Below are 13,354 nucleotides of genomic sequence, written 5' to 3' on the forward strand. Positions count from 1 at the left end.
TTGTTCTTTTCCATCCTTATTACAAATTGCTTTATTTACATTTTACCATTTAATTGTTAATCACTTGACAGTAAGGCCCAAATTTGCACTCTACTCTTAAATACTTTGCATATTTAATTCATTGGAGAGTGGCATCACCATGGAAGAACTCTGTTTCAGGCCTTGTTTTTTAAAACAAGGCCTGAAACACTTAGCTGAATAAAGACTAATTCCTAACCACCATTCTCCCCGATCTCATTGCAAGTAGACTGCACATTATTCCAGAACAATCTGCTGAAGATGGCCTGAAACAGAGGGGTAGGTACTTGCTCCTCGTCAAGCTTCAAACCAGCTAACAGGAGCATTGCCGCCTGAAAAGTTTCAGCTACTTCCGGGCGCCTGATCATGGTCAATTCTTCTCTGGCGGTCAAAAACATCTCTGTGAAACGGGGCACGGTGCTTTCTATGTAAGACATTACTTCCACTAGCCTGCCTGGTAATTCTTGTGGGGCAGTAGCCTGCACAATGTTGTTGAATTTTAATAGGTCAGGTACCACTGGCCCGGCTACCTGCTGACTTCTTTCAATGTCTGATAGTCTTTTATAGAGCAGCAGCGAAAGGGCCAGTGACTGATGAAGGCTCATTTGCTGCAAAGCTGAACTTACTCTTCCCATCACAGAAAACACATAGTCAATGACAGCTCTCTCTGTTCTGCTCCATGAGCTCAAATAAACAAAACCCTTAAAGACGGAGAAATAAGCCGGGCTCCCCATTGTCTCTTCTTCAATTTGAGCTACCAGATCTTCGCCGTCTTCATTTGTCACAACTTTGTTGGCCCGCAGGAAATACGCTAACTGGGTGGCAGTCATTGGGCACTGACGGTGATGCAATGCGATCTTAATAGCTTCTGCTAGGTTCATAAAGGAAGAATTGGTTCTCCTCCTCTATTCCAATAAGAATACCAATATCAAAAACACGGATTCTACGCTCTAATCAACACTTATCTCTGTTCCCGTATATCAATTCTACTTTTCACCCTATCAATACCTGACATTTAACTGGCTTGCACCTCTTCCTCCTCCATTTCCTGGTTCTGGAGAACCCCATAACTTTTCAGCTTAGCTTTTAAGGTATTAAGAGCTACGCCAAGGCTAAGGGCCGTTTGCCTTTGGTTCCCGCGTTGCATTTCCAGTACTTTCAAGATATGTTCCCGCTCCACATCTTTTAACAGGAGAGAATGTTCCGGAGCTACCTGCCGCATACGCCTAGGCAAGTCCTGGACAGATACTTCCTCGGGGCAAAAAACATATAGAGATTCTATCAGGTTTTCAAGCTCTCTTATGTTTCCGGGGAAAGGGTACTGCAGTATAAACTGGCGGGCTTCTTTATTCAGTTGCAGTATTCTTTTCTTATGTAGGTCGGCTTTCTTTTTTAGCAGAAAATGGTCCAGCAAGATTGCGAGCTCATGGCGTCCTCTTTCCAGCAAACAGGGCAATTCTAACTCTGCCACACATAATCTGTAATATAAATCCCAGCGAAAGCTAGCTTCACGGCAGAGTTTTTCCAGTGGAGCATTGGTTGCTGCTATTACCCGCACGTCTACTACTTCCGGTTTGCCGCCAATTGGTTGTATTTCCCGCTCCTGTAACACCCTCAGCAGTGCTTGTTGCATGCCCGGTGTAATGTCTCCAATTTCATCAAGAAAGATGGTACCACCATTGGCTAATGAGAAAAAGCCAGGCGTATCCTGATTGGCTCCCGTAAAGGCTCCTTTCTTGAACCCAAATAACCTTGACTCCAGTAAATCCTGTGCTAAAGCAGCACAGTTAACGGCAATGAACGGGTTGTTTTTTCTTACTGAGTTGTCATGAATGTACCGGGCAAGGTGCTCTTTGCCCGTACCACTCTCCCCTCTTATTAAAGCAGTTACTTTATCGGTTTGGGCTACTAAATAAGCGCGGTTGTATACTCCGGCTATGGAATCAGTCACCTTATACTCCGCTTCCTTTTCCCCTACTCCAAATAGACGGGTCTCCTTCAGAATAGCGGTCACTGGCGTTTCAGAATGCTGCACCTTCACTTCCATCAACTCCGGCTTACCATGAGAACTAAATCTAGCCGCTTTGGTCTGGATGAGCTTGGTCTGCAACCCTAAGGTTTGATGGCAAATGTACCAGCTCAATTGCATGATAGAGGTACCCGGTGAAAAGAAGATATCCAACTGGTCGTGTGCGTGCTTTAAGAGAAAACCTTCTGACTTGGTTTTCACCTCTTCCAGGCTTATAATATCCTGTACTTGCAGCAGTTCATGCTCTACTGAATGGCCCTTAAAGACTCCCCTTAGCTTAATAGCGAGTCTTTCCGCAAAGCCTTCCTGTTTTGGTGAGGCATACAATAAAATGTGTTTATCATAACCACCCTCTTTAAAGAAATGCTGGTGAAACTGGTAATGGGGCCCATCACTGTTCACATCTATATATGCTCCTTCCGGAGTTTTCAAAAAGTCATTATTATAGGCAATCCAGGAGATAAGCAGTTTGGCCATAAAGTATATTTATTTTTTATATAGAATCCTTTTACTTCTAGGTAATTAGAATCATAAAGAATACAGGCGCATGACAGCCTTGCATATTATGAAACCACTATATCAGAAATTTTAATCATTTTTCAATAACTGATACACTCAATTGAATCACCCCACAACCATTATTTATACAAACAAAAGAATATCAATCAATTAAAATAAACCCTCCAACTGACATTATCACTGGCATTATATTACCTAATGATTAAGCCGAACCTTATACTAATTAATCCATGATTTTATTCTTCGACACAGAAACTGCAGGTTTACCTAAAAACTGGAAAGCACCAGTATCCGACACAGCCAACTGGCCACGCATGGTACAACTGGCCTGGCTTGTTTTCACCCCACAGGGGCAACAAGTATCAGGCGGTAATTATTTAATTCGCCCTAATGGATTTACCATCCCAGCTGAGGCCAGCAAAATCCACCGTATTACAACAGAGCGCGCCTTGACAGAAGGCACAGCCTTGCAGGAGGTCTTAACCCAGTTCGCCGTCGAGCTGAGTACTTGCACCCATGTAGTGGCCCACAACATAAACTTCGACAAGAATATTGTGGGTGCTGAATTTGTAAGAGCTGGCATTAATCACCCGCTTTTTCAGCGACAGCATATTTGCACCATGCAAACCACTACAGATTATTGCGCTATCAAAAATAAATGGGGCTACAAATGGCCAACGCTTTCAGAGCTTCACTATAAGCTCTTTTCTGAATACTTTGAGGAAGCACATGATGGGTTTGTGGATGTGAGTGCTACGGCCAAATGCTTTTGGGAACTTCAGCGGAAAGGCTTTTTCAATAGCCTTCTACCTTCTTCTGCGATGCCTGTTAACTAAACTACTTTAATTCGTATCCAGCTTAACTTTCTTTATATACTTAGTGGAAGAGTAGGTATGTCTTAATCATTGAAGAAGCCTACTCACTTTTACATCTCTTTTCACCCATCTTTATGAACCAATACCAGGAACCCAGCTCTGCTGCTGAACAGCTCCACCACTTCTACTATTCTTTGGCCCATGTTGTATTACTAGAACTACTACAATTATCAAACAAGCCTACTGGATCTTTAGCTCTTCCACCTGCCACTGCTGGCTCTTTGGCCTCTGAAGAGGAAGATATTGATTGGAACAGTTTATTTACAAAGGAGGATGGGCAAAAATATTTTACTTCTTCAAAAGTAGAATATATCCCACCAGGAGGAATAAGCAACGAGTTAGAATCAACAGAGACTCCTTTTGCAGATAACAATCTTCAATGCAATGATCCTTGGGAAGAATCAGATTTGAATGACCACACTACATCCGAGAATTCGGAATGGATCTTTTCTGAAGATGAGGAAGAAATAGATCCAAAGTTAGCTCTCTTGATAGCAGATCTAGATGAGGAACTAAATAATGTTCCTCAAATTGGGTATGAAAATCAATTTCTCAATCTCCTTCCATTTGAAGATTGGTCTGACAATGAAATATTAGAAGTAAGTTGGAACAAAGCCTGGCTTTCCTCAGACCTTAAGGATTTGCCACCACGTGGCAATTATCTACTGGAACGAGTAACAAGAGAAAGTATTGAGATTTTGCTCTTCAGTTTTCCAGATCCAATCCGGATGCCTGGAGCTTGGATGACTGCAGCATTACACCAGCAGGATGATTCTTACCGATATTTCACACTTGAAAAAACGGCAAACCTTGATAAAGACGAGGCGGAAATGGCTATGTTGGGTGAGTGGAGCGCCGGAGGTGTTCACCACAACTATGGTCTTTTTAAAGGAGATCTTAGAAATAAAGAAGAGTTTCTTAATGCCGTTCTGGCCCAATATTTTGCAGACTTAAAGTAAGTACAAACCCATACTTCAGGCAAGGAGCGGTGATTGTTTCAGATTATATCTGCTATCCAAAAAGGAGCCCAGAAACATACGCCTGTACTACCGAACAGAACTTCAATATCTAAGCTTTTGTCACTGATTGCGCAAAGAAATTGATTTAGGCGCAACCTACATATTACTGTGAACAGTCATCCCTTACGTAATAGACTTCTCTTCTGAGTCTACCCTTGCCTTTGAATATCAATTTCAAGAATCAGCACCACCTATTGCACGTGTATAGCAAGTATTGACAGATCATTTCAAAAAAAGATACCTGCAACCTGGCATAACTCATCATTCCAGCTTTCTCAGGCAATGGCACACCCTTTGCCTTCCTGCAGTCATCCACCAACTCACTTATTATCTATGAATAACGCTACTACCATCTCCTGCCCAAAATGCACGCATGAATTCCATCCCGAAGAGGCCATTGCTTTCAGAATAGAGCAAAGGCTGAAAGCTGAATTCGCTGAGCAGGTAAACCAACTGCATCAAAAAGGAGAGCAGCAACGCCTAGCCCTACAGCAGGAAAAAGATCAACTGGACAGAATGCGCTTGCAGCAGGACGAGCTTATTAAACAGCAGGTAGCACTTGAACGGAAGAAGGTAGAAAATGAGCTACAAAAAGAACTCAGCACCAAATTCAATGGCACCCTAGAGCAGCTTATGGAGGAGAAAGCTGAAATGGAGCAGAAATTGAAAAAACAGCAGCAGAATGAGTTGCAGTTACTGAAGAAGCAACGCACCTTGGAAGAAAAGGAACGCGAACTGGAATTGGAAACTGAGCGCCGCATCGCTTCTATGAGCAATGAACTGGAACAGAAAATAAGAAAAACGGAGAGCGAGCGCAACGAAATGAAAATACGCGAGAAGGACAAGCAACTGGAGGACATGAAGCGCATGCTGGAAGAGGTGAAACGCAAGAGTGAGCAGGGATCCGTGCAGCTCCAGGGGGAAGTGCAGGAGTTGGCGTTGGAAGAAAGTCTGCAAACCGCGTTTCCTTTTGACCTGGTAGAGGAAGTTGGAAAGGGAGTGAGAGGCGCCGATTCCATCCAGACGGTAAAGGGGCAATACGGGGAAACCTATGGTACCATCATATACGAGTGCAAACGCACCAAAACCTTTGGCACCGATTGGATTGAAAAGTTGAAAGCAGATGCACGGGCAGTCAAAGCCGATATAATGGTATTGGTGACAGAGGTCTTCCCAAAGGGGATGCAAAGATTCGGTCAATATGAAGGAGTGTGGGTTTGCACGTATCATGAACTGATGCCCTTGGTTTATGTACTAAGGGACTGCCTGATGAAGATCTCCGCAGCTACGGCAAGCCAGGAAAACAAAGGAACTAAAATGCAGCTGCTGTATGATTATCTGACCAGCAATGAGTTCAGTAACCAGTTTGCGGCAGTTGCCGAGGGAATCTCCAGCCTGAAAGGCGGAATCACCAGAGAGAGGGCCCAAATGGAAAAACTCTGGAAAGAACGGGAAAAGCAGCTTGACAAATCCCTGCTAAATATCTGCGGAATGTATGGCTCGGTGAAAGGCATCGCAGGAGTAGCAGTGGCCGATATTAACCTGCTGGAGGGCAAACCTGCACCCGCTGCACTTCCCCATGGTTTCGCACTAGAAGAATAAAAGGATTGCACCTGAACTTGAACCTTTGTTGGCTTATTGTAACAACTTCCAACATATAGTACAACTCTTTATACTCTACTTAACTCACTCATGATGAATAAAAAACAAATACACAACCTGATCATATTAGATGAAAGCGGCTCAATGGAGTCTATTAAACAGGCAACCATCAGTGGTTTCAATGAATTAGTTCAGACGATAAAGGGTTCCACAGAACTCTACCCGGACCAGGAACATTTTATCTCCCTTATCACCTTTAACGGCCTGGGCATAAACACAAAACTGTTCAGGCAACCTGTGGCCGATCTGGAGCAAATAGACGAGCGAATCTACCGTCCCAACTCTCTTACCCCTTTGCTAGATGCCATTGGCCAAAGCGTTATTAAACTAAAGTATGCACTTGATCAAACAAAGGAGCATCATGTACTGGTTACCATCCTCACAGATGGGGAGGAAAACGCATCAAAAGAATTCTCAGGCGAACAGGTAAGAAGGATTGTTGAAGAGCAGAAGCAGAAGGGCTGGACCTTCACCTATATCGGGGCCAACCATGATGTGGTGAAAACGGCCTCCGCCATCTCTATCACCAATACCCTAGTCTTTGAATCCTCAGAACAGGGAACAAAAGCAATGTTCAAAAAAGAAAAATCCTCTCGCTTGTCGTGGCTTTACAAATTGGATAATAATGAAGATGCGCAGCAAGACTACTATAACGAGGGTAGTAAATAGGGGGCTATTTCCTCTTTATTCCAACTAGAATTCACTTCAGCATTAAGTTAGATAAATTCAAAACTCTTCTTCATCGATTTGCCCTGTACTTTTCTGAATGATTCAACCAAAACAAATTTAAAGCCTATTTCTACAAAACTGAAAACCCAGGAAAACTTACGAAGCAAGAATTACTCCCAAAGGAAGACAACCATTTACCATTAAGGTAAATGCAATTAATTCATTTGAAGCAAAAGGATGATGGAAGGGCAATATCCCGGAGCTTTGATCCAATTCTTTAAAGAAGTCGGGTAGAAGCAAGATTTATCATTACTGTTGGGAACAGGTTTTAATTTCAATCAAAGCAGGCCTTGCAGCGATAGTGCTCCCAGAGCAAAGTTTCTTTTCCAGAAATGCGGAATGAGCAGTTTAGGTCCTTTATAATAGAAAGGGGCCACTCTTCTTTTATCACTTTTTCAGATTAAAGATGTGTCAAATCAAATAGTTTGCCTTTCGAATGGTAAATTAATTGATTTGGCACTTCTTCATTTTCAAGCTTAAACTCCTACTTTAGCATTCATTAACTTAATCTTATTCAATCCCGAATGAAGCAAAACAAAGCTGGGTAGACTTCAGTACAGTCACAAACTGCTTAAGCTTCCTTCCATAAGTTTAACTTTCCCCACTCATAATGGGTGAATGGGTATGATATAGAAAAATGAAAGATCAACTATTTTTAGATGCTTGGGCAACTATCAGTAAAGAAATTATTTGTAAAGACATAGGCATGGCTTCCAAATTTAACTTTGGCCCTGCTGCTGTCGGTTTCCTCTTCAAACTTGGTTTACCTTCAGATATTGAAAACCTGGTATTCCTTCCCAAGGAAGGAGAGTTGCGCACCCTCAACCAAGAAGAGGAAATGGATGATCCCGAATTTGACAAATACTTTGCATTCGGGTTCTTAACAAATATTGGAGTCGATTCAGATTCAGGGAATGACTTTTTTGCACAATCGTTTAATCCGGTAGTGCTGAACCTACAAAATCAGGAACTACTCTTCCTTGTTGCAGATGATGGTTATTCAAGTGGATTCATCAATTCCAACTTAGAGAGATTCGCCAAATCAGTGATAAAATTTGAAGAGTTTAAGAAAGGGCTTAAGAATTTTGACGCAAACTCTCTTGAAAAAACTGAATTCTCCGATGAACAGTTTGATTCATTGATTGAAGACCTGCAAGCAATAGATCCTAAAGTGTTTACTAATGGGTACAATGCCTGGTTACCCGAGTGCAATTATTGGCACTATGTTTTAAGTGCTCTCATCTGGAAGCGAGATAACGAGAGGGAATTTACAGTAGAGTAGATAAGAGACGTAATTTGCGACACCCGGTAATAAACTCAATTAATGATATCCGTAGAGAAGTCAATTAAACAGGAAAGAAACAAAGGTTGCCCAAGAGTCCCTTGATCTTTCTACTACTAATTTAAGACTCTCGCCTTAAGACACGCTGTAACTAAAATTTCAAATTTACTAGCCTAAACTTACAAGGCCAGATTGTTTCAGAACAATCTGCCCTTGTAAGTTTAGGCTAGTATGATGTTTTATTCACTCTCATCATAATACCCGCTGCTTATGTCCTCATTGTTATTGAGTTTCCTTAGATACTCCATTCGTGAGGTTCTCTCCCTTGAAAATACCCCAGTCGTACCCTTAGGAGTTGATTTGAATGCAATAGAGTTGGGAATTGAAATGGAGGTGGCAACATGCTCTACATCATGGTTCGCCCCGATATAGGTGAAGGTCCAGCCCTTCTGCTTCTGCTCCTCTATAAGCCGCTTCACCTGGGCTCCCGTATACTCCCGTGAAGCATTCTCTCTTCCATCAGTTAAAATCGTGACCAATACATTTGTATTGGCCAAATCTCCTAAGTCATCCCTGAGTTTTGAGACACTTGTACCAATCGCATCAAACAGGGGAGTTTGAGAATAGGGCCGGTAAATCTTTTCATCGATTTCTTTAAGTCCCTTCACAGGTAATTTATACAACCTGGGCTTTATACCTTCTCCATTAAAGGTAAAGAGGGAAATAAAATGCTCCTGCTCAGGAAACCTTCCCTTCATTCCTTTCAGGGTTTGCACCAGTTCATTGAAACCGCTCATGGTTTCTTTTTTGATTGAATTCATGGAACCACTTTCGTCCAAAATAATTAAATTATGTATTTGCATATAGATTTAGTTTAGAGAGGTTTATAAAAATTGAATAAATTGAAGACGTTAGTAAAAACCTGTAACAAGGGGCATACCTCAGGACAGTACATACATGACTCCCAGCCCCTGCACACGGGGCGAAGGGTTAACATGATTTTTCAAAGGTCAAACCTAATATGATTATAGTTGCCAGTGGCAGTACACAACAAAGGGAGATGGTTCCAACACATGGATCAAACCATCCGGAACCCGCACCTTGAATAAATAAAAGTTCAAGTCTGTAACTATCTTTCTGTCTTTGGAGAAGATGATTTTTTGAGATAGTAAAACATTGTTTTGCTTCTTTTTCAGAGTGAAACCATTTACCGCATAGGAAAGGCGCCAGTCTTTATTCTGCCGGAAGGCAACTGTTTTTAAATCTCCCGTTTTCATGCCGCTCAAGGCGAGTTGCACAACAGGGGAGCTTCTCATATAATTTGGCTCCAAGTACAGATCAGCCCCCTTCCCATACAGGTAATGATGAAGCACCTCAGCTGCTTCCGGGTAGAATAACCACCCAAGGTAAATCATACTGTTGTACAACGCTTTGCATTGGAGCTTGTCCATAGAAGTCAGGCTTCCTCTTTCCCGCCTATCATTCATCTCACTGAAATGAACGCTTAATGCTTTGCCCATCTCTTTGCCAAACAGGAACAGGAGAAACAAGGAAACAGAAACAACCAGCAGCAATTTTTTAAGAAAATTCAGGAAAAAGGTTTTCAAAGTATAGGCTGTCAATATAGTGGAGCTTTCCAAAACTAAGTGGCAGTATAAATCAATAGTCATGTATTTCGGTTTCCCTGTCTACCTCAAACCAGGTATTTCCCTCTTCCCAAAAACCGCACCTTTCCAGCACCTGCCTCAACTTCACCAGCAGGCTTGCCAAAGTCTCCACTTCCTTCCCCTCTGGTAATATCCCCGTACTATTTTTTCGGAATACCCCGTTAATCCCAATGGACTCCAGGGTTACACTGGCTTTTTGTTTTTCAAAACCTGACTCAAGTAAATGCATCTCCATCTCCGAGTAGCAGTTCTGCAGATTCTCGGCTACCCTGGCTGCCCTACCAGACGTGATGAAACTGAGCCCCCTGCCATGTGGATACACAGTGGGTACCCGCAACCCTATGACAAGCTGGAGGTTCATTTCCTCATCTTGCTGAAGGAAAAAGAACACCGTTGATTGTATTTGGCGGCGATTTTTTCTACCGCCAGCAGGGTGAAGCAATTTTGAACAGAAGGCACTCGTACCAGTCCTGAAAATTATTGAGTCGTTCAGCTTTGATTCCATAGTAAGGTAGCGATAGCTATAGCGTTGTTCCATTGGCTTCCTAGCCTGGAGTTCCTCTAGAACCAGCTCCAATGGAACCGCTATCGGCAGGTCTTTTCCTTCAAATTGGCGCATGAACCGATTTAGAATGCCGACAAGCTCATGTCTTGGGATCCCTGACACAGGGTACCTGCACGCAAAACCGCTTTCCTCCTCCAAGCGTTTTGCTTCCTTCGCCAAAGAAGGATCAGAGCCCAAAGTATCGCTTGTCAGCAGAATCATACCCGCAGTATTTACCGGCACTTCATTCCAAAACTCAAGCAAAGCTCCCAGCGGTATGGATTTCGATACTACCCTTTCCATGCCAGCACCCTGTATCCTGCTGTAGTAGTAAGGTGGATGGCCAATGATTTCTTCTGAAGAATCGAGGAGGAATGACAGGTGTTCAAACAGTAATTGGATGTTTTTCATTTTAGGGTGATGAAAGAAAAAGATGGACAATCAGGAAAAGGAAAGCACCTTGTAATCCAGCCTGCATCCGGTTTCACCGAAGCTCACAGCCACGATTCGGTCATCCGGAAGTTGAACCAACCTATCAACTGTCTCAAACCCAACGGGCTTAAAGAATCTGCCTTCACTTTGTCCCTCCCTGGCAAGGTTTTTAATAACCCTGGTAACTTCCCAATAGCTGTTCCCCTCAGCGGAAGCTTCTAATACTGGGGAAACGTCCTGCTTCCCAGACTGTGAATCCTCCTTCTCACTAATGGCATTATCAAATCTCTGCGGCTGAACAGGTGAGTACTCTTCCCATAACTCCTGAAGGGAATAGGAAATGATACCATGGTGCCCGCAGGCCACAAGTAACACGTTCCCTGCCAAAGCAAAGTCACTTATCCTTACCTTACTTCTAGCTTTCGTCAGTTCCTCCTTCAGGTCAAACGGTTTTCCCTCGTTCCACCCTTCAAGGTCATGCTCCACATCATGCAAAAGATGCACGGTCAGCACCTGTTTGTAGGATGGTAGCCGCTGTACTGTTACATAATTACACACCCCCCTTCGACCTACCCCACTGGAGTATAGTGCCATCCAGTCTTTGTTGATACAACCCCTGTAGATATGCTCATAGGTCCCGTTATTGGGCAGGTTAATGGTTTTTGTAGAACCGGGCTTCAGAGGATTCGTGATATCGTATTCAAAGAGGTACTTCGGGAATTGTATGTTGTCCACCAGCACGAGCTTTTTATCATAGATTAGTATGTCATCTATGCTCTTTCCAGCATTCATTTCCACAGGAATGGGCAAGCGCTGCCACTTGGGCTGTTCTTCCAGCAAATTCATGAAACCAGCTATTTCTCCCCCTCCATAGTTTTCGCTGTGACTACTTCTGCTTAAATGGCCGCCCATATACACCACATCTCCTGAAATAGCCAAAGTCTTATTTAATTCTAGCCGGGGTAAATAAATATTAGGGAAGCGCTCAAGATTGCCCTTCTCATCCAGTCTGGCTCTGTACAGAAACGGAGGCCTCATCTGCTTAAAAATTGTTATTGGCTCTCCCAACTCATCAAGTTCATGCCCGCAAAAGGCCAAAATCCATCTATTTCCCCCAAATACATGCTGATTCTTTGTAAAATTAAAATCTAACTCCTGCAGCACTATTATCTCATCACCCGTCACTCTGCAAATGACTGCATTGCTTTTGCCAGGTAAAATAAGCAGGTCACCGGCAGTAGTGGTTTTCAAACCATTAGTCATGTTCGTTCTGATTAATCTTGATTAAAGAGGGTTACTAGTTCAAAAGCGCCAGCACCTCAAGATAGCTGTCGGTTACCGGTGAGAAGTAAAGCAGGCTCTGCAAGCCCTTTAACTGATGGGCTTCGTACAGGCGGTCGATAGTTCCGGCGGATTCGATATAGTCAGGGAGCGAGGCATACCAGGGATCAATAGTACAATTACCTTTCTGATCATACTTCACAAATCCATTGGCATGGCACCATGCTAGATAGATCAGGAACCTGGTTAATTTTTCATTAGTGGCGGTATCAAAAAAGCAGTTAAGGTGTCTTATGAACTTACCTTTGATAACAGGAGGTATGCCTGTATAGTCGTAGTGTTTATAGCTTGGTTCATCCCATTCCAGATTGTCTGAAGAGCATTCTGATTTTTCAGATACATTTTCTTCTTCTGGCCCTACCTTATGGGGGACAAGTACACCTAAAAAGTTTTCCTCATCAATTTCCTTGTCTGCCTCTGTTAGATAATCAAAGTCAGATAACTTTCCTGTTAGCACAGAATAGTATTCATCTTCATAAAGGCAGCGCTGCATAAGGCGGTTTACAGCCTCTTCCTTCTTCTTCCCTTTGTAATTTCTTATTTCACCGTTCCGCGTTATCACAATAATCCCCTCTGGAGAAAGCACTAATAGACGATCCCCTTCCCACAGCAGGAAGTCGCATGTTTCCAGATATTCCTTAGTCTTGGTGAAAACCCCGGGATTGGAGGTAATAAAACGAGACCTCGTGACCAAGGTATCCTCCTTGTTGTTGATCAGCCGGAAATAGGGTACCTCTGCACATAAGGTTGGTTCGTACAGTATTCGGTTCTCAAGCATAGAATAAATACCAAAAAGGCTATCCTGCCGGAATGCGACAAGATTCTTTGCGATCCGCCAAAGCTTGTTGCAAACACAGGGAATCACATCTTTCCCCTGGTACTGCAACCCGAAATAGTATCCGTTAGAAGTTACCTGATAGGCATGAGGCATAGGCTATATACAATTAAATATGAGCTCGATATAAAAGAGTAAAATGTTAAAAGAAGGTGGAAAGCAATTTCAACCCATAACTGTTTTTCAGACTCCCATGGCCACCACAATAACTGCAAGTGTCTTTTGTTTTAGTTTTTATGCAATTACAAACTGAGCTCTTGATGATGAAAGATCTCCACTCATCTTCTTCCTGTTTAGTAAGCTCAATTCTTCTCCCTTTCAGGTCTATGCCAAAGTATTGCTCCAATTGGTCCACCACCACGAAATTCCCCTTCTCGAATTTGAATAAATGTAAAAACATGG

General features: G+C 42.8%; 12 protein-coding genes. 5 read left to right on the forward strand and 7 right to left on the reverse strand.

All coding sequences use genetic code 11. From position 1 onward, the window contains the following. Nucleotides 1–212: 212 nt before the first annotated feature. Nucleotides 213–899 (reverse strand): hypothetical protein, encoded by a 687-nt coding sequence (locus tag J3P34_RS06615; RefSeq protein WP_210487281.1) that lies wholly within the window; start codon nucleotides 897–899, stop codon nucleotides 213–215. A 134-nt stretch (nucleotides 900–1,033) separates the two neighbouring features. Then, nucleotides 1,034–2,524: a sigma 54-interacting transcriptional regulator gene (locus tag J3P34_RS06620; protein WP_210487283.1), complete on the reverse strand. Its 1,491-nt coding sequence runs from the start codon at nucleotides 2,522–2,524 to the stop codon at nucleotides 1,034–1,036. A 272-nt stretch (nucleotides 2,525–2,796) separates the two neighbouring features. Between J3P34_RS06620 and J3P34_RS06625 the strand changes: the two genes are divergently transcribed. From J3P34_RS06625 to J3P34_RS06645, 5 genes are all read left to right on the forward strand, one after another. Beyond that, nucleotides 2,797–3,402 carry a 3'-5' exonuclease gene (locus J3P34_RS06625; protein ID WP_210487285.1) on the forward strand — a complete coding sequence of 202 codons (606 nt, stop codon included), beginning with the start codon at nucleotides 2,797–2,799 and terminating at the stop codon, nucleotides 3,400–3,402. A 113-nt stretch (nucleotides 3,403–3,515) separates the two neighbouring features. After that, nucleotides 3,516–4,400 (forward strand): hypothetical protein, encoded by an 885-nt coding sequence (locus tag J3P34_RS06630; protein ID WP_210487287.1) that lies wholly within the window; start codon nucleotides 3,516–3,518, stop codon nucleotides 4,398–4,400. A 393-nt stretch (nucleotides 4,401–4,793) separates the two neighbouring features. Beyond that, complete coding sequence (locus J3P34_RS06635; protein WP_210487289.1) at nucleotides 4,794–6,062, forward strand: DUF2130 domain-containing protein; 1,269 nt, start codon at nucleotides 4,794–4,796, stop codon at nucleotides 6,060–6,062. Nucleotides 6,063–6,152: 90 nt separating this feature from the next. After that, nucleotides 6,153–6,791, forward strand: a complete 639-nt coding sequence (locus J3P34_RS06640; protein WP_210487291.1) for a vWA domain-containing protein — start codon at nucleotides 6,153–6,155, stop codon at nucleotides 6,789–6,791. Nucleotides 6,792–7,488: 697 nt separating this feature from the next. Beyond that, nucleotides 7,489–8,133: an SUKH-4 family immunity protein gene (locus J3P34_RS06645; protein ID WP_210487293.1), complete on the forward strand. Its 645-nt coding sequence runs from the start codon at nucleotides 7,489–7,491 to the stop codon at nucleotides 8,131–8,133. Between the two features lie 239 nt (nucleotides 8,134–8,372). Here J3P34_RS06645 and J3P34_RS06650 read toward each other — a convergent pair whose 3' ends face one another. From J3P34_RS06650 to J3P34_RS06670, 5 genes are all read right to left on the reverse strand, one after another. Beyond that, nucleotides 8,373–8,996 (reverse strand): vWA domain-containing protein, encoded by a 624-nt coding sequence (locus J3P34_RS06650; protein ID WP_210487295.1) that lies wholly within the window; start codon nucleotides 8,994–8,996, stop codon nucleotides 8,373–8,375. Between the two features lie 162 nt (nucleotides 8,997–9,158). Next, nucleotides 9,159–9,803: a hypothetical protein gene (locus tag J3P34_RS06655; protein WP_210487298.1), complete on the reverse strand. Its 645-nt coding sequence runs from the start codon at nucleotides 9,801–9,803 to the stop codon at nucleotides 9,159–9,161. Further along, on the reverse strand, nucleotides 9,793–10,755 hold the full coding sequence (locus J3P34_RS06660; protein ID WP_210487300.1) for a hypothetical protein: 963 nt from the start codon (nucleotides 10,753–10,755) through the stop codon (nucleotides 9,793–9,795). The genes J3P34_RS06655 and J3P34_RS06660 overlap by 11 nt, the downstream gene beginning before the upstream one ends. Before the next feature lie 30 nt (nucleotides 10,756–10,785). Next, on the reverse strand, nucleotides 10,786–12,027 hold the full coding sequence (locus J3P34_RS06665) for a hypothetical protein (protein WP_210487302.1): 1,242 nt from the start codon (nucleotides 12,025–12,027) through the stop codon (nucleotides 10,786–10,788). Nucleotides 12,028–12,073: 46 nt separating this feature from the next. After that, nucleotides 12,074–13,048, reverse strand: a complete 975-nt coding sequence (locus J3P34_RS06670; protein WP_210487304.1) for a hypothetical protein — start codon at nucleotides 13,046–13,048, stop codon at nucleotides 12,074–12,076. Nucleotides 13,049–13,354: the final 306 nt, after the last annotated feature.

This window comes from Rufibacter aurantiacus (assembly GCF_017916345.1).
Classification (GTDB): domain Bacteria; phylum Bacteroidota; class Bacteroidia; order Cytophagales; family Hymenobacteraceae; genus Nibribacter; species Nibribacter roseolus.

Excerpts from the sequence above, each read along its gene's own strand:
- J3P34_RS06615 (WP_210487281.1), bottom strand. The coding sequence starts at position 899 with ATGAACCTAGCAGAAGCTATTAAGATCGCATTGCATCACCGTCAGTGC.
- J3P34_RS06620 (WP_210487283.1), bottom strand. The coding sequence starts at position 2,524 with ATGGCCAAACTGCTTATCTCCTGGATTGCCTATAATAATGACTTTTTG.
- J3P34_RS06625 (WP_210487285.1), top strand. The coding sequence starts at position 2,797 with ATGATTTTATTCTTCGACACAGAAACTGCAGGTTTACCTAAAAACTGG.
- J3P34_RS06630 (WP_210487287.1), top strand. The coding sequence starts at position 3,516 with ATGAACCAATACCAGGAACCCAGCTCTGCTGCTGAACAGCTCCACCAC.
- J3P34_RS06635 (WP_210487289.1), top strand. The coding sequence starts at position 4,794 with ATGAATAACGCTACTACCATCTCCTGCCCAAAATGCACGCATGAATTC.
- J3P34_RS06640 (WP_210487291.1), top strand. The coding sequence starts at position 6,153 with ATGATGAATAAAAAACAAATACACAACCTGATCATATTAGATGAAAGC.
- J3P34_RS06645 (WP_210487293.1), top strand. The coding sequence starts at position 7,489 with ATGAAAGATCAACTATTTTTAGATGCTTGGGCAACTATCAGTAAAGAA.
- J3P34_RS06650 (WP_210487295.1), bottom strand. The coding sequence starts at position 8,996 with ATGCAAATACATAATTTAATTATTTTGGACGAAAGTGGTTCCATGAAT.
- J3P34_RS06655 (WP_210487298.1), bottom strand. The coding sequence starts at position 9,803 with ATGACTATTGATTTATACTGCCACTTAGTTTTGGAAAGCTCCACTATA.
- J3P34_RS06660 (WP_210487300.1), bottom strand. The coding sequence starts at position 10,755 with ATGAAAAACATCCAATTACTGTTTGAACACCTGTCATTCCTCCTCGAT.
- J3P34_RS06670 (WP_210487304.1), bottom strand. The coding sequence starts at position 13,048 with ATGCCTCATGCCTATCAGGTAACTTCTAACGGATACTATTTCGGGTTG.